Annotated in this window: 27 protein-coding genes; 12 read left to right on the top strand and 15 right to left on the bottom strand. The window is 38.9% G+C overall.

Annotation, left to right across the window (positions count from 1 at the left end; translation table 11 throughout):
- Positions 1-308: 308 nt before the first annotated feature.
- Positions 309-1,271, bottom strand: coding sequence for a zinc-binding alcohol dehydrogenase family protein (locus tag SOM16_RS07240; protein WP_320463322.1), 963 nt, complete (start codon positions 1,269-1,271; stop codon positions 309-311).
- A gap of 70 nt (positions 1,272-1,341) precedes the next feature.
- Entirely contained in the window at positions 1,342-1,863 is a 522-nt protein-coding gene (locus SOM16_RS07245; protein WP_320463323.1) for a Crp/Fnr family transcriptional regulator, read from the bottom strand.
- A gap of 235 nt (positions 1,864-2,098) precedes the next feature.
- On the opposite strand from SOM16_RS07245, the gene SOM16_RS07250 reads away from it, so the two are divergent.
- Genes SOM16_RS07250 through SOM16_RS07260 form a run of 3 tightly spaced genes read left to right on the top strand, consistent with a single transcriptional unit; the run spans position 2,099 to position 7,898 of the window.
- A complete protein-coding gene (locus SOM16_RS07250; RefSeq protein ID WP_320463324.1) occupies positions 2,099-5,365 on the top strand; it encodes a TonB-dependent receptor in 3,267 nt (1,088 codons plus the stop codon).
- A gap of 4 nt (positions 5,366-5,369) precedes the next feature.
- Positions 5,370-6,827 carry a RagB/SusD family nutrient uptake outer membrane protein gene (locus tag SOM16_RS07255; protein WP_320463325.1) on the top strand — a complete coding sequence of 486 codons (1,458 nt, stop codon included), beginning with the start codon at positions 5,370-5,372 and terminating at the stop codon, positions 6,825-6,827.
- A gap of 12 nt (positions 6,828-6,839) precedes the next feature.
- Positions 6,840-7,898: a LamG domain-containing protein gene (locus tag SOM16_RS07260; RefSeq protein WP_320463326.1), complete on the top strand. Its 1,059-nt coding sequence runs from the start codon at positions 6,840-6,842 to the stop codon at positions 7,896-7,898.
- A 208-nt stretch (positions 7,899-8,106) separates the two neighbouring features.
- Here SOM16_RS07260 and SOM16_RS07265 read toward each other — a convergent pair whose 3' ends face one another.
- The 3 genes from SOM16_RS07265 to SOM16_RS07275 form a co-directional block, all read right to left on the bottom strand.
- Positions 8,107-8,277 (bottom strand): hypothetical protein, encoded by a 171-nt coding sequence (locus tag SOM16_RS07265; RefSeq protein WP_320463327.1) that lies wholly within the window; start codon positions 8,275-8,277, stop codon positions 8,107-8,109.
- A gap of 323 nt (positions 8,278-8,600) precedes the next feature.
- Complete coding sequence (locus SOM16_RS07270; protein WP_320463328.1) at positions 8,601-8,822, bottom strand: hypothetical protein; 222 nt, start codon at positions 8,820-8,822, stop codon at positions 8,601-8,603.
- Positions 8,823-8,966: 144 nt separating this feature from the next.
- On the bottom strand, positions 8,967-9,323 hold the full coding sequence (locus SOM16_RS07275) for a response regulator (RefSeq protein ID WP_320463329.1): 357 nt from the start codon (positions 9,321-9,323) through the stop codon (positions 8,967-8,969).
- Positions 9,324-9,730: 407 nt separating this feature from the next.
- Here SOM16_RS07275 and SOM16_RS07280 point away from each other — a divergent pair, with 407 nt between their 5' ends.
- Complete coding sequence (locus tag SOM16_RS07280) at positions 9,731-10,618, top strand: phosphatase PAP2 family protein (RefSeq protein ID WP_320463330.1); 888 nt, start codon at positions 9,731-9,733, stop codon at positions 10,616-10,618.
- A 135-nt stretch (positions 10,619-10,753) separates the two neighbouring features.
- Here the strand turns inward: SOM16_RS07280 and SOM16_RS07285 are convergent, their stop codons facing one another.
- From SOM16_RS07285 to SOM16_RS07330, 10 genes are all read right to left on the bottom strand, one after another.
- On the bottom strand, positions 10,754-11,590 hold the full coding sequence (locus tag SOM16_RS07285) for a phytoene/squalene synthase family protein (protein WP_320463331.1): 837 nt from the start codon (positions 11,588-11,590) through the stop codon (positions 10,754-10,756).
- A gap of 140 nt (positions 11,591-11,730) precedes the next feature.
- Positions 11,731-12,339, bottom strand: a complete 609-nt coding sequence (locus SOM16_RS07290) for a MarR family winged helix-turn-helix transcriptional regulator (protein WP_320463332.1) — start codon at positions 12,337-12,339, stop codon at positions 11,731-11,733.
- A gap of 9 nt (positions 12,340-12,348) precedes the next feature.
- A complete protein-coding gene (locus SOM16_RS07295; RefSeq protein WP_320463333.1) occupies positions 12,349-13,602 on the bottom strand; it encodes an NAD(P)/FAD-dependent oxidoreductase in 1,254 nt (417 codons plus the stop codon).
- A 2-nt stretch (positions 13,603-13,604) separates the two neighbouring features.
- Positions 13,605-14,234: a flavin reductase family protein gene (locus SOM16_RS07300; protein WP_320463334.1), complete on the bottom strand. Its 630-nt coding sequence runs from the start codon at positions 14,232-14,234 to the stop codon at positions 13,605-13,607.
- A 2-nt stretch (positions 14,235-14,236) separates the two neighbouring features.
- Positions 14,237-14,956, bottom strand: a complete 720-nt coding sequence (locus SOM16_RS07305) for an SDR family oxidoreductase (protein ID WP_320463335.1) — start codon at positions 14,954-14,956, stop codon at positions 14,237-14,239.
- Positions 14,957-15,523: 567 nt separating this feature from the next.
- Positions 15,524-15,880, bottom strand: coding sequence for a hypothetical protein (locus SOM16_RS07310; RefSeq protein WP_320463336.1), 357 nt, complete (start codon positions 15,878-15,880; stop codon positions 15,524-15,526).
- Between the two features lie 402 nt (positions 15,881-16,282).
- Positions 16,283-17,263 (bottom strand): DUF5777 family beta-barrel protein, encoded by a 981-nt coding sequence (locus tag SOM16_RS07315; protein WP_320463337.1) that lies wholly within the window; start codon positions 17,261-17,263, stop codon positions 16,283-16,285.
- A complete protein-coding gene (locus tag SOM16_RS07320) occupies positions 17,263-17,805 on the bottom strand; it encodes a YceI family protein (protein WP_320463338.1) in 543 nt (180 codons plus the stop codon). The genes SOM16_RS07315 and SOM16_RS07320 overlap by 1 nt, the downstream gene beginning before the upstream one ends.
- Before the next feature lie 2 nt (positions 17,806-17,807).
- Positions 17,808-18,170, bottom strand: coding sequence for a cytochrome c (locus SOM16_RS07325; protein ID WP_320463339.1), 363 nt, complete (start codon positions 18,168-18,170; stop codon positions 17,808-17,810).
- Positions 18,171-18,172: 2 nt separating this feature from the next.
- Positions 18,173-19,024, bottom strand: coding sequence for a hypothetical protein (locus SOM16_RS07330; RefSeq protein WP_320463340.1), 852 nt, complete (start codon positions 19,022-19,024; stop codon positions 18,173-18,175).
- A 217-nt stretch (positions 19,025-19,241) separates the two neighbouring features.
- Between SOM16_RS07330 and SOM16_RS07335 the strand changes: the two genes are divergently transcribed.
- The 8 genes from SOM16_RS07335 (at position 19,242) to SOM16_RS07370 (ending at position 26,731) form a co-directional block, all read left to right on the top strand.
- Positions 19,242-19,832, top strand: a complete 591-nt coding sequence (locus SOM16_RS07335; RefSeq protein ID WP_320463341.1) for a sigma-70 family RNA polymerase sigma factor — start codon at positions 19,242-19,244, stop codon at positions 19,830-19,832.
- Positions 19,798-20,949 carry an outer membrane beta-barrel protein gene (locus SOM16_RS07340; protein WP_320463342.1) on the top strand — a complete coding sequence of 384 codons (1,152 nt, stop codon included), beginning with the start codon at positions 19,798-19,800 and terminating at the stop codon, positions 20,947-20,949. Before SOM16_RS07335 ends, SOM16_RS07340 begins: the two co-directional genes overlap by 35 nt.
- Before the next feature lie 383 nt (positions 20,950-21,332).
- Complete coding sequence (locus SOM16_RS07345; protein WP_320463343.1) at positions 21,333-21,596, top strand: DUF3072 domain-containing protein; 264 nt, start codon at positions 21,333-21,335, stop codon at positions 21,594-21,596.
- Between the two features lie 50 nt (positions 21,597-21,646).
- A complete protein-coding gene (locus tag SOM16_RS07350) occupies positions 21,647-22,075 on the top strand; it encodes an EamA family transporter (protein WP_320463344.1) in 429 nt (142 codons plus the stop codon).
- Positions 22,076-22,352: 277 nt separating this feature from the next.
- The gene (locus SOM16_RS07355) at positions 22,353-22,721 is read left to right on the top strand and encodes a response regulator transcription factor (protein WP_320463345.1); all 369 of its coding nucleotides are present in this window, start codon (positions 22,353-22,355) and stop codon (positions 22,719-22,721) included.
- A gap of 116 nt (positions 22,722-22,837) precedes the next feature.
- Positions 22,838-24,163 (top strand): paraquat-inducible protein A, encoded by a 1,326-nt coding sequence (locus SOM16_RS07360; protein WP_320463346.1) that lies wholly within the window; start codon positions 22,838-22,840, stop codon positions 24,161-24,163.
- 39 nt (positions 24,164-24,202) lie between these two features.
- Entirely contained in the window at positions 24,203-25,561 is a 1,359-nt protein-coding gene (locus SOM16_RS07365) for a paraquat-inducible protein A (protein WP_320463347.1), read from the top strand.
- A gap of 60 nt (positions 25,562-25,621) precedes the next feature.
- Positions 25,622-26,731: an AI-2E family transporter gene (locus SOM16_RS07370; protein WP_320463348.1), complete on the top strand. Its 1,110-nt coding sequence runs from the start codon at positions 25,622-25,624 to the stop codon at positions 26,729-26,731.
- Positions 26,732-26,813 lie beyond the last annotated feature (82 nt).

The raw sequence follows: 26,813 nt of genomic DNA on the forward strand, positions 1-26,813 counted from the left end.
GTAGTCTAATCAACTTTTGTTGTAGCCCAATGATAGATTGGTATTTTTAGATATAGGAACACAAGTCAATTCGTAATAGGATGGTCCCTGAAGCTGATCAATACACTTGGTAATTTGATGTGGTAAGGCCAGTTTATGCTTCTATTGAAATAGCGCATTCACATCTTTTAAACTCATTTATTGCGTTATGGGGCCTTTACTTAATCGGGGGCAAACCAAAAGGCAGGAGATGGCATTAATAATGAGGCCAAGCTTATGCAGCGTAACGATTAAATGGCGTTACGTTACACAACCTATGGCAATGAAACTTATGGCTGGATCAGCACCACCAATCTTTTTCCTTTTGCTTCAGGCCTTTGCCATGCCGTTTCTATTTGAGCCAATTCTACAGTTTGTATGGGCATAATAATTTTGCCTTCCTCAGCCCATTTATAAACCCCTGGTAATTCTGTAGCCAAGTATTGTTTAATTTCAGTAAAAGAAATACTTCCAATGCCAGATCCCAATAAGACAATCTTCCGGCTCCTTAATAACGCAGAAGGAAGGTTAATGGTTGCCCCAGCCATTTCGCCTACGGTAACAAATCTGATTTCTTTTTTCATCACCTCATTCAGTGCCTTCAGGAGCAGCTCGGCTGGGCGGCTCCATAAATAATCTATAACCAGATCAGGCTGATGCTTGCTGAGGTAACCGGAAAGTTCGTTTAGGTAAGCCGCTTCGGTTTGTTCTGTGTTGATGACAATATCAGCGCCCAGATTAGTGAGTTCAGAAAGACCTGATGATATTCTTCCGATAGCAATTACACAATTTGCGCCACGGTTTTTCGCCATCTGCACGGCTATTCTGCCGGTACCACCAGTAGCGCCATTAATTACCACGGTATGGCCCTCCTGGAACTTGCCACGATAAAGCATTGCCGCATCTGAACCCATGAGCGCGTTTGGCAATGCCGCAGCCAATGGGGTCGGTAAATTTTGGGGAACGCTGACCCAATTATTTGGAACTACCAGTGCCATCTCTGCCATTGTACCACTTATCCCCGATACATATACATAGCTGCCATTTGATAAGCGGGCAATACCATCCATCCCCACTACAGCCGGTAGATTTGGGTATTTGGTATAATGTTTTCCTGCGGCCTTTAACTTATCTACCTGTTTTATAGAGGAGGCTACCATTTCTACTATTACCTCATCTGCATTGGGAACTGGCGCTGTTAGGTCAACATATTTAGGGCTTTCGCCATATTGATTTAAAATTGCTGCTTTCATGTTTCTAAAAATTTAGTCAAATGTAGGGCAGTACCTATTTGTGGTAAGATAACAATTGTTAAGAAATAAGTTACTTACGGCTCCTGATCCGGCTCAACGAAACTGCTGTAATCCCCAGATAGGAGGCTATATAATGTTGAGGGATTCGCTGGAGAATTTCAGGGTGTTTTTGAAGTAAATCCAGATAACGCTGCTGTGGTTTTGTACGAAGATAGCTGACTAAATGCTTCGAATAGTAATAGAACCGCTCTAAAATAAGCTCGTCTAACCAAATTTTAAATGCAGGGTTTGTTTTCTTAAGAATAATAAAATCCTGTTTCGTCATCACAAAAAGTGAACAGGGTTCGATGGTTTCGATCGAATAATCGCTTGGTTCATCCTTTAAAAAACTCGCCAGACTGGCTATCGCACTTCCCTCAAAAAAGAATTGCGTGGTAATATCTTTCCCATCATTATTTAACCACATGCGCAAGCAGCCTTCCTTTACGAAATAGAAGAATTTAGCCTTATTGCCCTCCAGAAGTAGCGTAGTTTTTGCAGGGTAGGTTATTTCCTGCAGTTGTAACGTGGAAATAAAGTTAATTAAACTCATGTCGTTTTTAAAATCAAAAATACACCAAATAATGGCTTGATTTAAGTTAATTCTTAAAGATACCTGGCAATTTTAGTTAAAAAGGTTGCCGTATTTTCTATCAAATACTTGTTTATACTACTGATTTTCAGGATTAAATACGCGATCGTACAAAAAATAGCGTTTATAGGTAAACCATTTGGTGCTTTCATTTGTATTGTACCTACTATCAGATTTATTAATTCGCTATTTTCCTATGAAGCTACCTTTACAAAGGCAACTTATTTTCCTAGCCTTGTCCATTCTGGCCGCTAGTGTCCAGGCCCAAACCATTCCAGATACGCTGAAGCGGAAAATGGACAGTACCTCCAGGCCAGTTAATCCGCCAGATCCGGTTCCAAAAACCCCATCAGTACCAAATCCACCAGTTCAGGTTCCTCCAAATCCTCTTCCTGTAAAGTCAGCCACTCCGGCACCCGCAGGTCAAAATACTTTAACCAAAACTTCCGCGTCTACTGCTTCAGACACTACTTCGATAGTGAAAGGTATTGTGAAAGATGAAAAAGGACTCCCGGTTCCGGGTGCTGTAGTGCAGGTTGTAGGAAAGCCTATTAAAGCAAATACAGATCCAAACGGACGATTTACGATCAGTCTGCCAGATAAAAACAGTTCAATCCAGGTAATATTTGTTGGCTATGCCACCAGAACACTAAAACCAGGGAACCAGCGGGAGCTATCTATTACTTTAGTTCCTTCCAGTCAAAAATTGGATGACGTTGTCATTACGGGCTACTCCAGTCAGCAAAAAAAGGACCTTACCGGAGCTGTTTCTCAAATCAGATCTTCTGATATAGATAATATGCCGGTTGGAGGAGTTGATCAGGTACTTCAAGGGAAGGCTGCCGGTGTTTCTGTAACCCAGGGCACAGGTGCTCCTGGCGAGGGAATTGCAGTCCGCATCCGCGGGATTGGTACAATCAATAATAACAATCCGCTCTACGTAATAGATGGTGTTCCAAGTACTTCGGGGATCAATCAAATTTCGCCAACCGATATAGAAAGCATCAGCATTCTGAAAGATGCATCTTCTGCATCCATTTATGGTGCAAGGGCATCAAATGGGGTGGTTGTAGTCACTACCAAAAAAGGACGATCAGGTAAATCACATTTCAGTCTTTCCCAATATACCGGGGTTCAGGTTCATGGAGATTTGATCAAAATGGCCAATACTCCACAATATGTAGCTGCTTTTAATGCGGCGGCAACTGCCGACGGCCGAGCAACAATTCCCTCATCTTTAGCCGCTGGCTTACCAGATGTAAACTGGCAAAAAGAAGTGTTGAAGCCTGCTTTAATTAACAATACCAACTTTTCGATAGATGGCGGCAATGAAACCGGAAATTACCTGGTTGCAGCCAATTACTATAAACAGGATGGACTAATCAATAACAGCGCATACGATCGTTTCAACTTGCGTACGGCAGTGAATAGCACCTTGTCAAAAATATTTTCAACGGGGTTAAATCTCAATCTTTCCTATGCCAGAACAAAGCAGGTCGGTGCCTCTGGTGATGGTTTTGGAAGCGGCAACCAGGGAGCAAGTGTAATGCGTTACGCACTTTTCCGTACACCGGCTACACCAGTTTTCAAACCTAACGGTGATTATGTAGACCTTCCTGAAAATGCAGCTTTTTTTGGTGATGGACTTAATCCGGTAGGATATGCAGATAACTTCGATCGGAATAACAATGCTTACAGCATGCTGGGGAATGTTTTTGTAGAAGCTAAAATTCTGGAAGGTTTGAAATTTCGCACCAGCCTTGGCGGAACTTTAGTGATTACCGATTTTAAGCAGTTTTTTAAAATCTGGGGCGATCGTGCACAAAATTCACCAGGTAGTTTGGCCCGCTCAAACGCAAATCAATTGGATTACAACTGGACCAATACCCTTACTTATAATTTGAAGCTGGGCGAAGACCATACCTTTAACTTTCTTGCAGGAACAGAAAATATTAAAAGCCGTACCAATGGCCTTTCCGCCTCCAGGTCGATTTTCCCTAATCAGTCACCAGATTTTCAATATCTTGATAATGGGATAGGGATACAACAGAATGGAGAAAATGAATCGCGCTGGGCACTTTTCTCGCTGTTTGGTCGTGCAGATTACCAATATGCAGAAAAATACCTGGCCAGTTTTACCGTAAGGCGAGATGGTTCTTCACGATTAAACCCTGCTAACCGATATGGTAATTTCTATGCCGGATCAATAGGCTGGAGATTGGATCAGGAAGAATTCTTTAAGGGCTTTAAAGATCTTTCCATGTTGAAATTGCGGGCAAGTATCGGGCAAACCGGTAACCAGGAAATCAGTAATTATGCCTATACTTCATTAAATTCATTCGTTGGTTTTTATCCATTCGGAGGAACGCCGGTAATTGGCAATTCACTTACCTCCAGAGGAAACAGCAATATTACCTGGGAAACCAGCACACAGACCAACTTTGGATTAGACATCGGATTTTTTGACAATAAAGTACAGTTAAATGCTGATTATTTCATCAGAGATAATGCCGACATACTTTTTGCTAATCCATTGCCGCCAAGTGCAGGCGGTGGAGGAAGCCCGTATGTAAATGCCGGAAAAGTAAGGAACCAGGGTATTGAACTGCAGGTTTCCTACCGGGATAAAATTTCTGAAGACTGGAGTTTTGATGTATCTGGAAACCTGGCAACCTTAAAAAATAAAGTGATTTCATTAGCAGGTTCACCTATTGTTGGCGGCCGCATAGATAATGAATATTATGCTACATTAACCACTGTCGGACAACCTATTGGTGCATTTTACCTGCTCCCAATGGAAGGCGTTTTTCAGAATAACCTCGATGTCTTTACCCATGCTTATCAGGGCGCAGGGATTCAGCCTGGCGATGTGAAATATAAAGACACCAATGGCGATGGGCTGATTGATGAAAATGATCGCCAATTTGCCGGGAGTCCGATTCCAAAATTAACTTATGGATTTACAGGTAATCTGAAATTTAAGCAATTTGACCTGAGCGTATTCTTTCAGGGAGCTTATGGCAACAAGTTGTATAATCAGGTTGCTACAGATATTGAAGGTTTTTACCGTGCATTTAATGTTACGGAAAGAATTGCAACAGGAAGCTGGACAGGAGAGGGAACAACCAATCAGTTTCCACGCCTTACCTGGAGCTCTGCCTCGTCAACGAATAATAAAAGGCCATCAACAAGATTTCTGGAAGATGGATCTTATTTAAGGTTGAAAAATCTGCAGGTGGGTTATACCCTAAGTCCTAAGGTGCTTTCTGCATTAAAAATTGCTTCCATGCGCATTTATGCCAGTGGGCAAAACCTGCTTACTTTTACAAAGTACACCGGTCTGGATCCCGAAATCTATACCAGTAGTAACGGCCAGGGCGATGGTGTAAGAGCAGTTGGAATTGACTGGGGTACTTATCCTTCGGCCAGAATTTATACACTTGGTCTTAATCTTAACTTCTAATCTGATGAAAAAACTATATATCTTTTCCCTTGCGGCAAGCCTGTTTTGTATGGCTGGATGCCAGAAATTTTTAGATCAGCCTGCTTTGGGCTATTATGCTGATGCAGATTTATTCGGTAATGATGCTACGGCAAGAACAGCTGTAAACGCCGCATATATACCACTTACGTTTACCGATGCTGCTGCCAATCCACTTTGGGTGTTGGGGGATGTAGCGTCTGATGATGCGGTAATTGGCGGCAATGCAGGTGAACAGGCAGATTATACTGCGATTGATTTGTTTAATGTTCTGCCGGGAAATGCTGCGGTTCAATCATTATGGGGTCGCTATTATGATGGCATTAACCGTTGTAATGTAGTAACCGATGGGCTTACGGCAGAAAATACCAATGTATCAGAAGCTGCAAAAACACAGATTTTGGCACAAGCTAAGTTTCTTCGGGCTTATTACTATTTTGTGTTAACCAATTTTTATGGCAATATTCCCTTGCGTTTAAAAGTGAGCACGCTGGAAGATGCAGCATTGGCGGCATCACCGCAGGTGCAGATTTATGCTCAGATCGAAAAAGACCTGACTGAAGCTGCTGCCGGGCTTCCTGCAAAATGGGAATCTAATACTGATCAAGGGAGAGCAACCAAAGGTGCTGCATTGGCCTTGCTCGCAAAGGCTTCACTTTTTCAGAATAAGTTTACCCAGGCGATACAGTTTAGTGAGCAAGTGGAGGCTTTAGGTTATACTTTAACTGATAATTTTAGTGACAATTTCAATTCTTCTGCCAAGACCAACAATGAAGCAATATTTTCAGTTTGGCATACCAGGGGCGCGCAGCCATTACAGGGCAATTCGCTAAATTACTGGTTTGCACCAAGATCATTAAATGGTGCAGGTACCTTTTTTCCAACACAAAGTTTAGTTGATAATTTCGAAGCCAATGATCCCAGACTTGATCTTACCTTGGCAAGAGCTGGAAAGCCATATTTTGATAGTACTTTCGACCCATCCTGGTCTACAACAGGTTATCTTTCTAAAAAGCATGTTCAGCCGATAAGCGAGGTACCTACCACCACTAAAAATGATGGCAACTTAAACTACGAAGCCATCCGCTTTGCAGATGTTTTATTGATTAAAGCCGAAGCATTAAATGAATCCGGACAATCTTCTGCGGCACTTACGCCACTTAACCGTGTTAGAGAACGTGCAAGAAAGAATTTTACTGGCACTCCGCCTGCTGACTTGCTTGCTGCCATAACGGTAGTGAACCAGGCGCAGTTGAGAGAACTTATTCGCCGGGAGCGACGTTCAGAACTGGCGCTTGAATTTCAACGCTTTTTTGATGTGATCCGTTACGGTCAGACTTATGCAGAAGCTGCCATTAAACCTGGTGCTCCAAATTTTAACTATACAAACAACCGATTCTTTCCTATCCCGCAAACTGAAAGAAATGCCAACGGGAAACTTTAAAGCAATATGAAGATGAATTTTAATAAAAACAGCCGATCCTTTATATACCTCTTTTACCTGTGCCTTGGCATTTTTGCCATCTCATCTTGTAAAGACGACGCCAGTCTACCTGATTATGCTTCCAATAAAACGGGCTTGAGTCAGTTTGCAGATTCCGTAAACCGGGTTTACAGTGAAAGTGTAGAAGGGAATGATATCGGGCAATATCCAAAGCAGGCACGTACAGAACTTAAATCTGCAATGGATCTGGCTGCATCCGTAACTGCTGGTGCTTTTACCCAGGAGGAAGTAAATAATGCACTCGCCAGTTTACGCAGAGCTGCAACCGCCTTTAATGCAAGAAAAATTGAAGAGGTAGCGCCTGCAAATTTGGTTGCCAAGTGGCTTTTTAACGGAAATGCATTAGATGCAACCGCCAACGGGCATAATGGAACGTTAATGTCTGGAATAATTGGTACAGCAGCAAGCTATCGCGATGGAGGCATCTTGCCAGTCGCCACTGCCGATCGTTTTGGCAGAGCCGGAAATGCTTACGCTTTTGATAACGGTGCCTATGTAGAAGTGCCTTATAGCGAAGCATTAAATCCCGCTATCATTAGCATTAGCTTATGGGTAAATGTGAAAGAATCATCAGCAGATAATTATATGCTTTCGCTAAATAAATGGAATGGTTTCAAATTTCAGCTGCAAACAGATAACTTCCTTTTCATGACATTGAAAACCACTTCAGCTACTTATGACAGGGATAGTAATCCTGGTAAGATGGCGGTTGGCAAATGGCATCATGCAGTAGTCACCGCCGGGAATGGCGCCATTACGTTTTATGTTGATGGCATTCAAACCAGAACTGAAAGTGCAACAGGGGCAGCTTTTAAATTGACTACACCAGTTAACCTGGCCATTGGTCAGATTCTTCCAAAAGGGATCCTCAATTTCACAGATCCTTCAAGCCCTTTCTATTTTTCGAGTGCAGCTTATTTCAGGGGCGCTCTTGATGATATCAGGTATTACAATAAGGCATTAACTGCCGACGAAGTGTTGCGAATTTATAATAACGAAAAACCAGATTAACTTCAGTTTTGCTTAGGGAACAGGAATGGGTGCATGTTATGCAGCTGTTCCTGTTTTTGGTTTTAGGCACTTCTTGGAACAGCTATGTTGTTGTTGCCATTAATTTCTAAAGATCTTTTATTTGTTCCTTAATACCGAAGAACGGTATCCTTGGCGCGCGCAGGATTTAGGAACTTTATAAGTTGATTAAATTAATTTTAAACATTTTCTAAGACAGGCATCCGTTGTTTCTTTTATCACCAGAAACGATCCAGATACAAGCCATCCAACTTAAAAAAGCAGTCGAGATACCAAGTTCGGGATCAGCCAGGGTGAAAGAAGATGAAATGGCGATGATTGAAATGGCAGTGGCGAACAAAAATGGAAGAAGCTTTTTCATATTGATAAATTTTAATGTATCTAAAAAGTCAGTTTCAAAAATCAAACCAGTTTGCCTGCAAGGATATATATCATTATCAATATTTCTTTTTCCTGACATTTCTACTAAAAAAGTCAGGTTTTCAGTTTTGAAGTCAGTTGCTTTTCAGTTAACCTGCCAGGATATAATGGTATTTTTAATAGGTTGAACTAAAAATAATGCAGTATGGTGTATGGTTGAAATTTGTTGTTTGTTACGCTAAGATGATTGGTGACCAAAGGATGAAGTTTCTTTTTGCAGGATATCAACTGGTATTTTTTTTAAGCGTAACATACGAAATCACCTCATTCTTCCTGTTTAAAGAGATCAATATTCGTTGCAACAAGAGATTCGTTTCGGAAATCAATTTCGAATGATATCAATTCTCCCCGCAATGGTATGGATTCGGCATCTGCTTCAAAAAACTTGATCCGCTCGTTATTGGTATCCTGGATTAAGCCAATGCCAGCTTTTTTATTTAATGAAAGTATAATTCCGGTTCTCGTTAATTTTTTATGGTTCTGCATGTCTCGATAAATAGAACTTGAAGATATTGAAGGTTTAATATAATTTTGACGTAGCGAAAATGTGCTTAAATATGTTTTTTACCAGCCATAGAGATAAAAGTGCTTTGGTGTAATTTAACAACGTTCAGATTACCAATAGCAACTTTAATGAATTAATTCGCGTACTTTTCTGCTAAGAACTCGATAGTCAAAAGGCTTAAACATCAACGCATCTGCCAGGTTTATCATTTCATTTGCTTTTGATTCCAGCATTGCCGTGATCAGTAAAATGGGAATATCCATGGTTTGAATATTGCTTTTTAATGAATTGCAAAGTATCCTACCATCATGGTTGTAGAGGAGAATATCCATTACGATCAAATCTGGCTTAAAACTTTTTATCGCAGCATTTAACTTATCTGCCTGGCAAATACTTTCCACTTCAAAATTCTGATCTTCCAATATCATCTGAATCACTTCAGCGTTGCTTAGATCATCTTCTACTACAAGAATTTTCGACATATGCGCTTCTTTTAAAGTATAAATTTAAAGGGTATTTTTAACCGGAGAATCTGCTTTGTTAAGGTTGGGTACTTTTCAGGCCAAAATTGGGTATTTATCCTTTTTGTTTCCCGTAGAAGTCCTGTTAGCTATCATTTATGAATGATAATAGCTTACGAAGTTTGATGACCTTTGTTGCAGGAAATACTCGGGCGCTTTACGGTATTTCAATCAGAAATTTCGAAATATTTCATCGTAATGGCTTTTGAAATTTTGTAAGTCTAATACATAAAATTTCAACACAGTATCATGGTTTTATTTATTAATGATGGTAGGAAAGATTGCTTTTTTACTTTATTTCATCCATAAAACCTTAACTACAACGTTACTCCAGAATTAATGCTTATTTTTCCTGAGAGAATAGTTCTATGCGTACGAATAGCAAATCAGTTACCACCATCACCAATCCGGCAAAGGCTGGTTGTCAATTCCACTGGTTAAATAAGTTTGGAAGGAATAGACGGATGGTTTTTGGTCGGTTGATGCTGTTTACTTTGCTTTTTTCGCATCAGTTTACCTTTGCTCAGGTGGTAGATTCTCTGGCTAATGCACAACCAATTAATGCTTCGAACTGGTATCGCGGTGAGCAAATACCTAAAGTAAAATTTAAGCCTCAATCGTTTATCATTCCGGCGGTGTTGATTGGTTATGGTTTTGCGGCTGTTTACGATCATGGTGCCCTGGCGAAACTGGATCTGAGTACAAGGGCAGAATTACAAGAAGATCATCCGCTCTTTGCAGCACGTATTGATGATTATTTGCACTTGGCTCCGGCAGCGGCTGTTTATGCCCTGAATCTTGCTGGGATAAAGGGGAAACACAATCTTTTTGATGCCACGATGTTGTACGCAACTTCAGCGGCAATTATGGGCGTATCTACACATTTTGTGAAACAGGGGGTTGGGAGATTGCGGCCAAATAATGATGGTTATAATTCTTTCCCATCCGGACATACCGCTTCCGCTTTTATGGCTGCAGAATTTTTAAATCAGGAATATAGAGGGGTTAATCCATGGATTGGTTATGCAGGCTATTTCGTGGCCACTGCAACCGGTGCACTTCGCGTTTATAATAACAAACATTGGTTTAGTGATGTGGTTGCAGGAGCTGGTTTCGGTTTGGCTTCGACAAAAATTTCTTATCTGATATACCCCTATATCAAAAGTATTTTCAATACCAAAGGGCAACGTCAGGTATCCATTATGCCCTTTTATGGGTCTGGCGTTCAGGGAATTTCTTATTCAAAAACCTTTTAGTTCTGGTTAAGTAGGTGAAATATCAATGTTATTAATTTAAGGAATTTTTAACCACAGATGTACACGGATTTATACCTGTGTTTACCCTTTTTTATCTGTGGTTAATCGACACATTTCCATAAAGAAGTAATCAACTTAAATCCTATTTGTACTGCATTTTAAAGTAGAGTTAAACATGAGGGCAAACTTCCTTAGGTTAGAAATTCTGATCCGCTCTGCCATGACTTGTTTTGCATTTTTATTTTTAATTTTATCGAAGAGTTTTTGATAGTAAACGTAGGCCAGGTAAACACCTCTTCTCGAAGTTTCCGGTAAACTACGGATACCGATAAGTGCGGCATTGAATTCCTTTTGGATGTCGGTTTCAATCTGCTTTTTTTCCAAATCAGAAAATGTAGACAAATCCACATCCGGAAAATAGGTTCTGCTGAGAATATAGTAATCCGCATTAATATCCCTTAAAAAATTTACTTTTTGAAAGGCAGAACCTAACATCATCGCCGAATCTTTTAAGCGTTCGTAGGCTGTTTTATCTCCGTTGGTAAAAACATGCAGACACATCAAACCAACCACCTGTGCAGATCCCAGTATATATCTTTCATATTTCTCTGGCGTATAAGTTTCCCGCTTCAAATCCATTTCCATACTTTCCAGGAATAGTATAATCAGCTCGCGCTCAATTTGAAATTGGTTTACTACCTGTTGAAAAGTGTGTAAAATAGGGTTGAGGCTAATTCCTTCGTCTATCGCTTCGAAACAATCTCTTCGAAACTTTGCTAAAAGTGCAACCTTATCGTAATCATGGAAACTATCCACAATTTCATCGGCAAGTCGTACAAATCCATAAATGGCATAAATCGGCGCACGAAGTTCTCGCCCCAAAAAATTAATACCTAAAGCAAAACTGGTGCTATAGCGTTTAGTTACTATTTTACTGCATTCTGCAGATACGTTATCAAAAATTACCTTCATTTTTTATGCTATAGGAGATCAGTTAAAACACTAATTACTCCTTATTATAATGGCAAATGCTTAGTATGCCTGTTTAATATTTCATCCTGCTTCACCGAAATTCCGATGGGGATTTTAATGAAACTTCACTAATTTTGCTTTTAAAACTTTCCTTCAGATTTTGCCCAATGGAAATCTTCGAGTTTAAGCAACAGCGAAATTAACGTCATCTTTTCTGCTTCCGAGAGTGGCTCGGTTACATTTGCAGACGCAGTTCTGATGCGATCAAAGCTGGCATTTAATTCTGCTTTGCCTTGTTCTGTAATTACGATTATTCTGCTTCGCTTGTCGCTATCAATTGATTGTTGTTCTACAAAGCCTTTTTTGATTAACCTATTAATAATCAATGTTCCTGCTGCCTTTTCGTGCACGTTTTGTTTAATTAATGCCGTTTTGCTCATGCTTCCGGAATTTGCAAGGCTGATTAAGTAGATAAACTCATCGGAAGTAGAAAACGTAGTACCTGCAATTGCCATTTTTGCCTGCATTTTAGCATATCGGTAGAGGTGTACCAAAGAGGTATTAATCACACTATCAGCCGACCGGCCATTCTCTTTACCATTCCAATCGGGCTCAGCTATTGGAGATTTGGCTGCAGGCGCTTTATCTAACCATTTGTAAAAAGCAGCCAGATCATCAGCAGGGTTTTTAGCGCTGGTTTCATAATGCTGTACCAAGCCTAACAATTCATTAATCAGGTTATATAACATCTTTTTATATTATTGTTGTTTGGTGTTTAAAATTTCGTCGACTACCGTGATGGCACTTTTCATTGCGCCATTTAATAAATGATCACCGCATGCGTAACAATTTTCTGCCAGGCGAATGAAGTTTAAGTTGTTTTCATTTCGGACAGTTTTATTATCCGGGAGCGCAAAAGGAATAGGATAACTGGCCAACAGAGTCCAGTGCTGCACATCATTAAACCACTGCGCAAGTTCTTCCCTTACCTTTTCTTCCATAGCAATTGCTTGTACCACCTTGCTGGTTTTAATAGATACTGATATTAAAGATTTTCCTGCCGGAGCATAAAAGGGAGATACCTGCTCCATAAAGGCAATATTATTAATGAGTTGATCTGAATGGCTGTTCAGGATGATTCTTTTTTCAGCATCTGGTCTGTAGTCAGAAGAAAAATACATGGTCAAAGCTGATTTTAGTAACGGATTATTTAAACTATTTTCCTGAAGATCTAAATTTGCAGAGACAGTAGCAAGAATAATGTAACTTGGCTTATAACTCCTCCCGGAAGCAGTGATCACCATCCCGTTTTTAATGCTTGTTACTTTTTCATTTAAGATCAATTCTTCATTCGTTAATTGCGCTGCAAGTTGTTCAGTAATGCTACTCATTCCTTTTGCCGGAACGGCTGCATCACCTTCGCTTAACATTTTAAACACAAATTCAAACATCCTGCTGGAAGTTTCCAGTTGATCTTCCAGAAAAATTCCAGTGAAAAAAGGCCTGAAGAATTTTTCTATAAATTTATTGCTAAAGCCAAGGCGGTGTAAATAAGATAAAGTATCAGTTTCTGGTCTGAGGAAAATTTCATCTACTGAACTCAAACGTAGTTTTACCTTCAATTTTAACAGGCGAAGCTTATCCCCAATATTTCCAACAGGCGAAAAAAGTGTTTTAAAAAGCAACAAGGGTTCCCGTATAGGATCGCCAATTTTATGACTTCCGTTTTCGTCTAGAATCATTGCGCCAGGGAGAAAACTCCTCAGGTCTAATCGGTTATAATCCAGTAGTTTTTTAGCTTCGGGATAGGCAGTAAGTAATATCTGGAAACCCCGATCCAGGATATAGCCATCTTTTGAATCGCTTCTTACCCGACCACCAACTCCATCGGAAGCCTCAATAACCAAGATTTTTTTTCCTTTTTCCTTTAAAAGCTTTGCCGCAGACAATCCGGCAATTCCGGCACCTACTATTACAACATCATAATCTTCTTTTTTTGTAGATGGTGTCATGATTATAATTCTTGAACAGATTGATTAGCCTTTGCATATTTAAATCTGGCAACGGGGCGGGGAGCAAAATAGCTGTCGAGGCCGGCCACCGTTAGTGTTCCTGCTTTAAAATGATCAACGTAACCATCTTTAGCCACCAGATTATCTGGTAAGTGAACATTTGTTATCTTCCCGATTACCAGCGTTGTGCCGTTAATCTTCATTGGTAAAACTTCCTGAAGCGTTAAAGCAATTTTGATTGTGGATTCTGCCACAAATGGGGCTTCAAAACCGCCGAGAAAAGTTTCCGTAAAACCGCATTCTACAAATTCAGAAAACCCTGCTGGGTATCTTGCACTGGTTTGATGTGCTTGGGCTATGAAACCTTCCAGTACATTATTAAAGGTGTAAAATCCTGTTCTTTCGATGTTGCTCAAAGTGGCATGGTCGGTAGATTTCGGGCGAAAAATCATTCCTAAGAGCGCAAGGTCAGATCCTAAATGGAAGATAGAATTAAATAATCCGAGATTGCTATGGCCGTTTTCACTCATGGTGCCCACCATTTGCAGGCATTTCAGACCAGGCAACGAATTAATTAGTGTATTCCGGTAAGGTTTCTCCATTTCGAGGAGGTTTGGGTGGCTAATATCCATCACTAAAGATTTGTTTTTAATTTGCCCATGCCACCATCAACAGCAATCACCTGACCCGTAATCCAACTGCTTTCATCTGATAATAGGAATGAAATCGCAGCGCTGATGTCAGTTGGTTCACCATATTTCCCAAGGGGATGTCTTTTTGCTGATGCCTCCATTTTTTCAGGCGTATTTAATAATTTGGAAGCCAGTGGTGTATTGGTTAACGATGGCGCAACCACATTTACGCGGATATGACTGCTACTCAATTCAGCAGCAAGCGATACCGCCAATCCTTCAAGCGCAGCTTTGGAAGCAGAAATACTGGAGTGAAAACCCATTCCAGTTGTTGCAGCAACTGAACTGATCAGTACAACTGATGCATTGCCCGCATTTTTTAATGATTTAAGCGATTTTTGAATGGACAGGGCAGCACCAACAACATTTAACCTGAAATCATCAATAAAGTCAGTTTCGCTCACCCTTGCAAATGGTTTCAAATTGATATTTCCAACACTATAGACCAATCCATGCAATTGTTCAGGAACGAAGGAAGCAATGGGTTCCAGGTTTTCCAGAACATCAATAGCCTGATAGTTTACGCCATTAGGCCAGTCTTCGCTTTTCGTTCTGGATGCAGCATAAATGTTTGCGCCCTCATGATGAAGTGCATCTAAAAGTGCCAACCCAATCCCGGAACTGCCGCCAATAACTAATATATTTTTATCCTTAAATCTCATGAGTTGAAATGTTTTTACTTTTTTTCCAGGATCAGCATGCCTAAACGCTAAAGTCAGCTGAAATGAATTTGCTTAAATCTAATTTAGTATATTAATTTACTAAATTATGTATATAAAATAAATAAATATACTTTTTGTTTGAGTTTTTATCATTTAATTGAAATCGTGCAATGGCTACTTTCACACAATTTTTTTTCTGACTATCAGATATGGCAAATTGTAGGGTAGTTCTTTTTTAGAAACAGCGAAGTTTTTCTGTGGGTGAGCGATATCTAATCTAAGCGGTGTATTAAATGATCGGCCGGTAGTCAGAGATCGGGGTGTGAATTCTATTTCATTGAATTCATCTACTTTAGTAGGTTGTAGATGCGCTTGAGGATGCTGCATCTACCTCAATTGATGGATCGAGAGGAAGTGGGAGGGATCGGCTAGGTCTTACAACAAATTACCTAAGGTTACCCGGGAGCGAGATGGCTAAATTACGTAAGCAGTAGAACATAGCTACAGCTGTAAGTAGTGCAACGCTTGATGAGGACGGAGTGAGTCTTTTTTAATTAGTTTGGGTCGCTAATTTGAAGAAGGGAAATTTAACCTGCGAATAAGAAGCTCATTGTGTTTTTCCAGCAGTTGAATATACTTTAACTTCCAGTGATCCCGATCTTTTATCAGTTCATCATAATTAAAATCTTCTGTTTCCATTTCTTCCTGAGTGACTAAATTGGCGGCCATTTCAGGGAAATCTATAGAAAAGTCGTAATTTAAAACATCACCATACGCAGATAATAATTTAAAATCGAGGGTTTCCATTTCTATATGGTGATGAATGGCATCGATCGAATATTCCAACGTTTTTGATAATTCAAAAATTGATATGTTGCTTTTATGAATGATAGATTTAAGCAGTTTCCCCCTATGTATTTCCATTTGTATTAAGTTAATAAATTCTCACAGCAGAACGACAATTTTCTAAAATTGTTTTCTATAAAACCAAAAAGATTTAACTGAAAAATTTAAATGCGCTTTTGGATAACGTTCGTTTATTAAGAATATGAATTGTTTATTTGATTAGTAATCAATGAGATAGATGAAGAAGAAAAAATGTTTGAATTAAATAAGGCCACTAAAAAGATAGTGGCCTTATTTTTTTGATCGGTCAACTAACCAAAGTATACGATCAGTTTTTTAGATAGATGTATTGTAGTAACCGGATTAGTTGTGTTTTGTTTTACTTTTTTTTCGCCATGTAGTTTTTGTCTTTTAACAACAAAAAACGATTAACCAAAACAATCAATATCCACATTAATCAAAAGGCAACTACTGGTCTGATTATTCCGGTTTAGCTTCTTTTGATTTTTTGTTGCGATCGAAAGAGAATCTTCTGGAAATGCTGAACCCCCAACGGTATTGGCCCTTTAGCCACGAACTTGTGGTTTCGGGAATAAATTGCATTTCCTGAATGGCTGTAGCATTCGTAAAGTTGATGTGGAACACGTGACCACCAGTTTCCATTTCCAAACCTACACCTAACGGGTTATAGAATTTTGTTGCCCTTTGTGCTTCAACATACTGTTTGTCTTCCTTGTTTCGGAAAGGCAAAAAATAATCTACTACCAGCGCCATGCGTTTGGTAAATTTGAATCTTCCGCCAGCACCAAGTGCAAACATGTCATTTGCATCTCTAAAAACAGTAAGGTTTCGGTGTACATAACTCGGTGTTAAGCTAAAAGAAAAATTAGAATTAAACTTTCTCGCTAAAATAATTTGCGACACCCAGTTCATACGTTCTCCAAAATTCCGGTAAGAAGTAGCAGAACTTGGATCGTCAGTATTGGCCTTCACTGCTGCGATGGTATTACTTCCAAAAAGTGTAATTGCTAGTGGCACCTTATCATCTACAGTTTGTTCCAATAAACGATATTTGATGCTTCCTTCATAAAGTTGCTGTACCGAAGTTGCGCCTTTGGAGCGGGCCAGGCCGATGGTAAGTTTGTCGCTTACACCGTATTCAAACCCAATTCTCACGTCAGTAGAATTATCCAGTCCAAAGAACTGTTTTAATCCACCGTTACTGCCTGCGATATCTCCAAAGCGGTGATCTACTTTGAAATCAAGTTCGTGTTTATAAAGTGTTTCATTGGTGTGGCCATTAATCAGCTTTGTTGCTTTAAATGTGGCAATCACCTTTTCGCTTTTACCACCCGGGGCGGCCATTGCTTTTTCGAGTTCATCCTGCCCATATCCCTTAAATGATATCGTAATGGCTAGTAGCGATAAACATAGTGTTAGTTTGCTTGTGTATTTTTTCATTAGTTCTTCTTTGTATAGGTTGCCTGGATACGTACATCGATGTTTTCTGCAATATTTTTGAAAACAAGTGTTGGGATCTCAATTTTGTGATCCGCGATAACGATTTTAAATGTAGATGTTGCAGATACTGTTCCCTTCGAAACGAGAATATCTACCTTTGCTTTACATGGCTTAGTTACCCCATGCACATTAAGTGTTCCATCAACATCCATTTTAGTTAAACCATCTTTTTCTAAGTTGATGGGTGTAGAAAGTGTTCCTTTAAATTCTGAAACCGGATATTTTTCTGACTCCATATAATTTTCATTGAAATGTTCCTGCATTAGTTTTTTAGGAAACTGGAAAGAACGGTTACTTACGCGGAAAATGATCTTACCAGATATAACGTCGATCACTGAATTGCCGACTACACTTTTTGCTTCAATATCCTCCAGTGGAGTTTTCGAAAAAAAAGATACCTGAGCTTTGTTTGTTGTGATTATTTGCGAAGAGGCTGGGAAATAAAAGACCCCCAGTACCAATAAAAGAAGTATATTTTTCATAATTAATTAGGCATATTATTGTCAAACCATTCTCTTAAAGAGCTAAGTTCTGTAGCGGTTAAAGAATTTCCAATTGGCATTGATCTGGTTTCCAGCACTACCCGTCTGATTCGGGCTTCGTTACTGGTAATGGATGCTAAACCATTGAAATTCCAGATGCCGGCAGCCGATCTTCCTGTACCGTGGCATCCGGCACATTTTGTCTGGATTAGCGCTTCAGTAAAATTGGTGTAGGTTACTGTAGATGCGCCTACCCCAGGGGTTTGAGGTACGACTTCGTCAGCCTGTCGCTTAGAGCAGCTGATGCTTAACAGCACATAGAATAAAACCAGTGCGATGTAGATGAATCTTTGATTTGTTTTCATAGTTATGGATTTAAGGGAGTTGTATTCAGGGTTAAAATTGGCCAAACACCAGGGCTGGGAACACTTACCCCTTTGGTTTCGCCACGTTTAGCATCAGGACCGAAATAATACAAGGGGCGGCCTCTATAAGTTAACTGAGTTCTTCCGGCTACGGTAATTTGAGCAAACATGGTTTTTGCCAGTACAGAAGGGACATTAAGCACAGCAGATTCGTAAATTGGCCAGATCGCGTTGTTACTCAAGTCTGCCCGGGTATAGGTATTTACGTTAAATCTGTCTGGAGCAAAACCGTAAAGTGTACGTCCTGATGCATCAGTTAGGTATTGCGTTACGCCAGTACCCACACTATTGTTTTCCAGATAATTGTTTCCGTCATTTCCAACCAATTGTGTGCTGGCCAGCATAACAGAATAGTCTGGTTTAGCTACAAACCACGTTCCGCCAGAAGCATCACCTTTAATATCTAACGGAGCAGTATCGCCTGCAAAATAATATAAAGGCCAGCCTTTATAAGTGGTTTGTCTTTTGCCATCAGCCCTGGTGATGGTAGCAAGATCTGCCGCGGCCAGGCCCGGTACATTTGTTACATCATCAGCCAAAAATACAGGCCATGCAGTTTCACAGCCACCGGTACATCCAGAGCTGCCGTTAGCATCAATAGAAAAGAAATACAAGGTTCTGCCATCACCATCAGTAATAACTGTTCCGAAAGTGGCATTAGTAACTGTTTTTAAAGTTTTTTTACCTGTTGTGGTAGTGGGATCAGGTGTTACTTCGTCCTTTTTAGAACAAGAAGAGAACACGGTAACGAAAAGGAGCGAAAATACTAACCAGATGTTTAGTTTAAATTTCATAAGATGATTTTATTTTAAATTTTTGTTTTGAATTATTAGGATTACGGCCGCTGTTATTAAAAGGTTGCCTGAAAATTGAGGATATTTTTATTTATTAAGTAATCAATTGTCTATCAATGGATTAAAATTGTTACAAAAATTTTTCATAGCTTAGACAACCTTTTCAGGATTTGTTCCGTATATCGTGTATAAAGAAGATCATAGCAGTAACTTAAATTTGTTAACAAAAGAAATTATTGATGGATGTATCAGGAAGGATAGAGCCAGCCAACATTTGCTATACAAAGAATTTTATAGTTATAGTTTGGGGATATGCAAACGATACTCCATAAGTGAATTTGAAGCCTCGGATGTGTTAAATAAAGGATTTTTAAAAATTTTCAATAATATAGGCCTATATGATGCCACTAAGCCTATTAAGGCCTGGATAGGTAAGATCATGGTAAATACCGCCATAGATCACTATCGTGCAAATCTTCGCTTTACAGGGCATGATGACATCAGTGAGTATGAACATAACGGTACTGAAGCTGTTGTTTATGGGCAAATGGCATATAAAGAACTTTTATTGCTTGTGCAAAGCCTTTCGCCCAGTTATAGAGTTGTTTTCAATATGTATGCTATTGATGGTTATTCGCACGATGAAATTGCAAAAAAGCTAAATATTTCCGTTGGAAGTTCTAAATCTAATCTTTTTAAAGCCAGGCAAAAGCTGCAGGATATGATCAGGGATATGGAAACCAACACCATTAAATTGAAGGTTGTCTCTGACAATGAACAAGAAAGGAAAAATGAAAGACGAGCATAATCTTGACAGATTGTTTAGAGAGGGGATGGAAGAGGTTGACATTCCCTTTCGTGAGGAAGATTGGATGGCTATGTCCGAAAAACTCGATCAACAAGATAAAAAAAGTACGTTTCCTATCTGGTGGAGCGTGCTAACAGCTGCAGCTGCATCGATATTAATTTTCTTTGTTTTTTTTAATGCGCCGAAGAAAGTTGATACTGTAAAAAGGATAGAAAAAAGCCAGAAACCAGTGGTTACACTAAAGAATCTGCCTGTTGAAATGCCTGTTGATCCGAAAATAGATAAACAACCGGTAGGAGAGCAGCAATTAGCAATTAAACAGCCAGTCATCACTAAAGGAGAAGCGTCGCCTCTTAAGAAAAATGCTGAAATCAGGATTTTACAGCCAGTTCATACCGCTATCACCCTGAGAAAAGAATATCCTGGTGATGCGGCCTTAGTAGAAGCTAAAATAAATCAGACTGCTCTGGCGGGCCTTAGTTTTGGAAAATTTAAACCTACAGAAAAGGAACTTCAAAAATTAGTTGAACCGCAAAGGCTTTCCTTTACGGTAATGGCAGCGCCTGATATTTCTTCTACAAGCTCTAGCATTAATAATAAGGTGAGTACCGATGTTGGATTGCTGGTTAATTACGCAATGACTAAAAGAATAGGTTTATCTACCGGAATAATTTATGCCAAAAAGCTTTACGATTATAACAGTAATGGCAGGTTGGTAAATGGTTATGTAGGTACCGACTGGAGCGTGCAGGCAGATTGCAAGGTATTGGATTTACCGATCAATATTAACTATAGGGTTTTTAATAAGCGAAATATAGCATTTAATGCCAGCGCAGGTATATCCAGTTACCTGATGCTGAACGAGAAATACCAGCTAACCTCTGGGCCTACGTCTGCTGTTAGCAACGAAACGGTTACCGGAAATAAACATTTTTTTGGTGTTGCCAATCTTTCTGTTAGTGTAGAACGTAAAGTGAATGCTAATTTTAGTATCGGCTTGCAGCCATTTATTAAGTTGCCATTAACAGGTATTGGCAAGTATGAAGGTAACCTAAGCTCTGTTGGATTATCCGTTCTATTAAATGTTAAAGGCTTTGACAGAATTAATCATCTATAAATAAACGTTGTATATTAAAGGGTAAGCAAATACATAACGCTATCAATATAACTCCTTGATTTTCTTATTTTAAGCTTATTGATAGTAAACTAAATGTTAAGTGCGAAGACTTAGTATTAATGCGCCGCCTATTCAAAATATTGATTTCCAAAGATCCGGATTTTACTTTTTTATCCATACTTCTTCTTCTTAATTGAACCTGCTGATTTGGGTATCTTTTATAGATGCCGATTCATGCCAGACTGGTCTATTGCCAGACAATGATGATATTCTAAAACTATATCTGCGTTATTTCATGAATAAGGTTGTAAACTGTTGGTAATGTATCCAAACTTTGATCAGAAACAATTGTTGAGATACTAAATACAAAAAATAAAACAACGATGATAAACAACGAAGAAAAGCCGGTAGGCAACGAGCAAGAGAATACTAACGGCACCAACCAAAACCCTACAGGATCAAATGCAATTAAAGATCCTGATGAGTGGACTACTGGAGATGAACCAATGACTGGCGCGCAGGAATCTTATCTGAAAACACTTTCGGATGAAGCAGGTGAGGAGTTTGATCATACCTTAACTAAATCTGCAGCCTCTAAACGCATAGATGAATTGCAACATAAAACAGGCAGAGGTTTAGAAGAATAAAATTGATCGTGTACATGAAGGATACAATCCTTAAAGTAATTTATTAAATAATGTGGATTTTATGGGCAGCATTGGCTGCTATTTCAGCGGCACTAGTAATTGTTTTAACTAAGGCAGGATTAAAGAATGTAGATTCGAGTTTAGCATTTGCCATCCAGGCTATATTAATATTGTTAATTACCTGGGGAGTGGTTTTTTATCAGGGTAATTTCGGCGATTTGAAAGGAATTGAAAAAAATGCATGGATGTTTCTACTAGCCGCTGGAATTTTCACCTCGCTTTCTACTTTGTTTTCTTATAAAGCATTATCTATGGGGCCGGCATCTTATGTGTCTACAATAGAACGATCATCGCTCGTATTTGCCATCTTACTCTCAATCATTTTTTTGAAGGAAAAAATTACCTGGCAAATCGTGGTTGGTGGTATTGCTATTATTAGTGGCGCAATGTTAATTGCTTTGTCAGATTCAGCAGAATAACCTCAGCAGAAAGAATATTTTTTTATACCTATAGATTAGACAATTTTAAAAGAGGCCATATTGGGAATTCGAAATATCGTCAACCGAGATAATTATTTCATCAATATCAATACGGCTGGCTTTTAAAAAGATTTATTAAAATCTCCACTTTTATCGCGTTTAGATCAATTTAAAGTGATAAATAGGATGTAATTCGTACTCCTTTAAACTATAATTTCATTTCACTAAAACCATCTTGCTAATTGTCTGTTAAATATCGAATTGAGCGATTATTTACATGGAACTGCGAAAAAAAGTTTGCGTTTTGGAAGATGATGATGATATCAGAGAGATCATCAGTTTTTTGTTGGAATCAGAACATTATGAAGTATTTTCCTATCCAACAGTTAAAGATTTTACTAATGGTGTAACAACCATAACACCAGATATATTTATACTGGATATCATGCTTCCTGATGGAAACGGAATAGATGTTTGCAAAGGAATCAAATCAAATGATAGTTATGCTGCCATACCTGTAATTATGATGAGTGCCAATTATACGGAGAACGACGTGCAAAATAATTGTAAACCAGAAGATTTTATCAGGAAGCCATTCGATATCGGAGATTTTGTTGATCGCGTTGCACTACAATTGCGACATTGATTAACATCATTAATTGAAATACTAACCAAACCATTACCCCACCATATATTTTTGATTGATCAACAGTTTTATTAGCCGATCCTTTCTGTAAAACATATACTCCTAAAATTATAAACTTGACAACACCACAAAAAGCCGCTAGCGGAACGAAATCGTTCGTGCCCAAAATTCTGCTGATCCTTTTTCTTGCCGTTCTTCTTTGTATAGAAGGCTTTTTTGCCTATAGATTGCATGTACTTTCCAGTCAGCAGGAAGACCTGAAAAAGGATTATTCTGAGATTAACAACATCACTTATGGTCTGTTTTCTGTTGCGCAATGGCATGATAAAGTTGCTGCAATTGTTAATCACCAGGTGCGCAATTTTACTATGACTCCCAAGCAGAAGAAAGCACTTCAAACGGAAGTAGAGGGTGTAATTATTGCTTTAATTGATAAAGCGCAGGCGATTGTAAATAAACCTAAAAAAACAGTAGATGGGAAAATCAAAAAGTTTGTTATTAACAATTTTGTAGACATAGATAAAATTAAAGCACAGGCTCCTGGATTTGCCAAAACCATTATTGCCCAGGTTGATAACCGAGCCAATAAGAAAAAGTTGAGTAAAATGGCAATGGGAAAGTTTGTGGAAATGGAGCAAACAGGTACGATGGATAGTACCTTAACCGCAATAGAAACCACTACAAAAGGGATGTATAAAAAATACCAGGTTTCTTCAACAGCGCAATTGAATAATAAATTTAATACCTCATTGGCCAGCATCAAGAAATCTACCTATACTTATTCTTTCGGTATGCTTGGTTGTATTGTGGTGGTGTTATCGCTCTGGTGGGCATTTAGAAAACGTGTAGAATTACACACCACACTTTTTATTATGTCGTTGCTTTTTGCATTCATTTTATTGGCAGTTGGCTTAACGGCTTCCATGATTGAGGTAGATGCAAGAATTAAATCACTTGATTTTATGCTTCTGGGTGAACATGTGGTTTTTAAAGACCAGGTGCTTTTTTTCCAGAGCAAAAGTATTATGGATGTGGTGCGGGTTTTAATTGGCCAATCGGCCATAGATTCAGTTTTGGTTGGTGTTTTGATCCTGGTTTTTAGTGTGTTGTTTCCAATTATGAAATTAAGTTCTACCGGAATTCATCTGTTAGGCAACAGGCGCCTTGCCGAAAACAAGTTTATCAAGTACTTTGCTTTCCAGTCTGGTAAGTGGAGCATGGCTGATGTTATTGTAATTGCCATCCTGATGACTTACATAGGCCTGAATGGTTTGTTAGAATCTCAATTGGAAAGCTTGCACATTAACAGCGATTTCCTCACCATCATTACCACAAACAATACGGCACTCCAGCCTGGTTATATCATCTTCATCAGTTTCGTGTTGTTTGGACTCACATTGTCTACCATCCTGAAGTTCATCACTCCTCACGATTCACACTAGATCGTTCAGGTATTTATCCATCATATAAAGCTATTAGCATTGACAAATCATATTCAACAACCAGCCCAAAGAAAAACTACGGTGGCCAATATTCTGCTTATCGTTGGTTTGGGTATTCTGCTTTGTGGGGAAAGCTATTTTGGCTATCGCCTGTATACCATTTCAGCAGAGCAGGAGCAAATAAAGGAAGATTACAGCGTGGTCAATAGCATCACCTTTGGCATTTTTTCTGTAGACCAATGGAGAGAGAAGATTTCTGATGTGGTAGGTCGCCAGGTAAACGACTTCAGCATGACTGCCAAGCAGAAAGCCGCACTACAAGAACAAGTAGAAAACCAGTTAAACGGTTTAATTAATAAAACGGTTGCGCAAATTAATAAGCCGCAGAAAGGTTTAGGTGCCAAGCTTAAAAAACTAGCTTTTAATAGTTTTGTAGATGAAGATGAACTGCACGCAATGGTACCTACATTTTCTAAAACAATTATTACAAAAATCAATAGCCCGGCGAGTAGAAAAAGGCTGAAAGGAATTGCGTCCAGTAAAATGGACCAGTTGGAAGATCAAACTTACGATAAAACAGAAATAGCAAAAAATGCCATGACCCAGCAAATGTTTGCCAGGTATAATGTTTCTAATATTGCCGATTTCGATCAAACAGTTAAAAATAAGGTTGCAGCAATTAAAAAGCTAACATATAATTATGCCTATGCCATGTTGGGTTGTGTACTTCTGGCGCTTGTGCTTTGGTTACTTTTGAGAAAAAAAGCACAATTGCAAACCACTCTTTTCATTATGTCACTCCTTTTTGCCTTTGTGCTTTTGGCTTCGAGCATAACCACCACCATTATTGAAGTAGATGCACGGATCCAGACACTGAATTTTAAGCTGTTAGATGAAAATATTGCTTTTAGCAATCAGGTGTTGTTTTTTCAGAGTAAAAGCATCATGGGGATTATTGAAACATTAATTAAACAACCTAAACCCGATTCGATTATGGTTGGCGCGTTAATGATGATTTTCGTTATTATTTTACCTGCACTAAGACTTTTAGGTAAAGGCTTACATGTATGGGGAAATGACCGTTTGGCAGAAAATAAGGTAGTACGCTATCTGGCTTTCGAATCTGGTAAGTGGGATATGGCTGATGTGATGGTAGTAGGCGTTGCCATGACTTATATCGGATTGAATGGTATTTTGAAAAGTCAGCTATCTAACCTGAATATGGACACTGGTCCGTTAAAGACGGTTACTGAAAATAACAGTAGCCTGCAACCCGGCTATTTAATTTTTGTGGCTTACGTCATCTTCGCCATGGTTTTATCGTATATATTGAAACGCATTACCAAACCTCACGAAAAAGAACCACAGGTGCTAGATGAAGAAAATGTGCCTACTTAAATATTATAACTTAGAAAATCGATATCAAGTAAACCCCTTCCCAAAATACGAACTATAATTATGGATATTCAATTTTCACAACGCCCGTTTTATGTTAAAACGATGTGCGTGTTGGTCAGCCTGATTGCATTTGGTTACCTGGTTATCATTGCAAAGGAAATTCTTTCTCCACTGATTTTCTCCAGCCTTTTTTCGATCCTCTTGCTGCCAATGGCCTCTTTTTTTGAAAAGAAATTTAAACTGCCAAGAAGTGCGGCTTCTATGCTCTCTGTGATTTTGATGCTTAGTACCGTTTGCCTGGTACTTTATATTATCGGTTCACAATTAAGTAACCTGGCTAGCGATTGGCCACAATTTAAGGAGCAGTTAGGAATAACCATATCAAATTTGCAAAAGTGGATCGATACCCGCTTTAATATTGATGCGGCGAAGCAATTAAATTATGTACATACAGCTACTACAAAAGCATTGGCATCGAGCACAACCGTAGTGAGCGCAACGGTGTTATCATTATCATCAATTTTACTATTTCTGGTTTTCACCTTCATTTACACATTCTTTTTTTTGCTATACCGCAGTTTAATTATGAAATTTCTGGTTTCTGTATTTTTAGAAGAAAACAATAAATTGGTGTATGATATTATCGAACAGGTACAATATATCATCAGGAAATACATTATTGGCTTACTCATAGAAATGGCAATTGTAGCAGCTGCAGTAAGTATTGTATTTTGGGCTCTTGGCATTAAGTATGCTTTTCTACTTGGATTAATTACCGGGATATTAAACATTATTCCATATATCGGAATTTTTGTAGCGCTTTTATTGAGCACACTGATAACGTTCGCTACGGCAACAGCAGTTACAAAGGTAATTTTAGTCGTGGTAACCTTAGTGGTTATCCATCTCATAGATAGTAATGTTTTGCTTCCAATTGTAGTGGGTTCAAAAGTTAGAATCAATGCATTGATTACAGTATTGGGCGTAATTGTTGGTGAAATGCTCTGGGGAATATCAGGAATGTTCCTTTCCATTCCCGTAATAGCAGTATTGAAAATTATTTTCGATAGGGTAGAGAGCTTAAAACCCTGGGGTATTATTCTTGGGGATGAAGAGAAGAAGCAGAACAAACTGGCTAAACGCATGAAAGTTAGCCGAAGTGATCCTTAATTTGTATTCGCTCGGATAGTTAACAGCCGCCATCAAGATTTTTTTATTAATTATGCAAAAGTATAAGCCATGGGTTGGTTTA

Source organism: Pedobacter sp. CFBP9032 (assembly GCF_034045265.1).
Taxonomy (GTDB): Bacteria; Bacteroidota; Bacteroidia; order Sphingobacteriales; family Sphingobacteriaceae; genus Pedobacter.

Excerpts from the sequence above, each read along its gene's own strand:
- SOM16_RS07240 (WP_320463322.1), bottom strand. The coding sequence starts at position 1,271 with ATGAAAGCAGCAATTTTAAATCAATATGGCGAAAGCCCTAAATATGTT.
- SOM16_RS07245 (WP_320463323.1), bottom strand. The coding sequence starts at position 1,863 with ATGAGTTTAATTAACTTTATTTCCACGTTACAACTGCAGGAAATAACC.
- SOM16_RS07250 (WP_320463324.1), top strand. The coding sequence starts at position 2,099 with ATGAAGCTACCTTTACAAAGGCAACTTATTTTCCTAGCCTTGTCCATT.
- SOM16_RS07255 (WP_320463325.1), top strand. The coding sequence starts at position 5,370 with ATGAAAAAACTATATATCTTTTCCCTTGCGGCAAGCCTGTTTTGTATG.
- SOM16_RS07260 (WP_320463326.1), top strand. The coding sequence starts at position 6,840 with ATGAATTTTAATAAAAACAGCCGATCCTTTATATACCTCTTTTACCTG.
- SOM16_RS07265 (WP_320463327.1), bottom strand. The coding sequence starts at position 8,277 with ATGAAAAAGCTTCTTCCATTTTTGTTCGCCACTGCCATTTCAATCATC.
- SOM16_RS07270 (WP_320463328.1), bottom strand. The coding sequence starts at position 8,822 with ATGCAGAACCATAAAAAATTAACGAGAACCGGAATTATACTTTCATTA.
- SOM16_RS07275 (WP_320463329.1), bottom strand. The coding sequence starts at position 9,323 with ATGTCGAAAATTCTTGTAGTAGAAGATGATCTAAGCAACGCTGAAGTG.
- SOM16_RS07280 (WP_320463330.1), top strand. The coding sequence starts at position 9,731 with ATGCGTACGAATAGCAAATCAGTTACCACCATCACCAATCCGGCAAAG.
- SOM16_RS07285 (WP_320463331.1), bottom strand. The coding sequence starts at position 11,590 with ATGAAGGTAATTTTTGATAACGTATCTGCAGAATGCAGTAAAATAGTA.
- SOM16_RS07290 (WP_320463332.1), bottom strand. The coding sequence starts at position 12,339 with ATGTTATATAACCTGATTAATGAATTGTTAGGCTTGGTACAGCATTAT.
- SOM16_RS07295 (WP_320463333.1), bottom strand. The coding sequence starts at position 13,602 with ATGACACCATCTACAAAAAAAGAAGATTATGATGTTGTAATAGTAGGT.
- SOM16_RS07300 (WP_320463334.1), bottom strand. The coding sequence starts at position 14,234 with ATGGATATTAGCCACCCAAACCTCCTCGAAATGGAGAAACCTTACCGG.
- SOM16_RS07305 (WP_320463335.1), bottom strand. The coding sequence starts at position 14,956 with ATGAGATTTAAGGATAAAAATATATTAGTTATTGGCGGCAGTTCCGGG.
- SOM16_RS07310 (WP_320463336.1), bottom strand. The coding sequence starts at position 15,880 with ATGGAAATACATAGGGGGAAACTGCTTAAATCTATCATTCATAAAAGC.
- SOM16_RS07315 (WP_320463337.1), bottom strand. The coding sequence starts at position 17,263 with ATGAAAAAATACACAAGCAAACTAACACTATGTTTATCGCTACTAGCC.
- SOM16_RS07320 (WP_320463338.1), bottom strand. The coding sequence starts at position 17,805 with ATGAAAAATATACTTCTTTTATTGGTACTGGGGGTCTTTTATTTCCCA.
- SOM16_RS07325 (WP_320463339.1), bottom strand. The coding sequence starts at position 18,170 with ATGAAAACAAATCAAAGATTCATCTACATCGCACTGGTTTTATTCTAT.
- SOM16_RS07330 (WP_320463340.1), bottom strand. The coding sequence starts at position 19,024 with ATGAAATTTAAACTAAACATCTGGTTAGTATTTTCGCTCCTTTTCGTT.
- SOM16_RS07340 (WP_320463342.1), top strand. The coding sequence starts at position 19,798 with ATGAACAAGAAAGGAAAAATGAAAGACGAGCATAATCTTGACAGATTG.
- SOM16_RS07345 (WP_320463343.1), top strand. The coding sequence starts at position 21,333 with ATGATAAACAACGAAGAAAAGCCGGTAGGCAACGAGCAAGAGAATACT.
- SOM16_RS07350 (WP_320463344.1), top strand. The coding sequence starts at position 21,647 with ATGTGGATTTTATGGGCAGCATTGGCTGCTATTTCAGCGGCACTAGTA.
- SOM16_RS07355 (WP_320463345.1), top strand. The coding sequence starts at position 22,353 with ATGGAACTGCGAAAAAAAGTTTGCGTTTTGGAAGATGATGATGATATC.
- SOM16_RS07370 (WP_320463348.1), top strand. The coding sequence starts at position 25,622 with ATGGATATTCAATTTTCACAACGCCCGTTTTATGTTAAAACGATGTGC.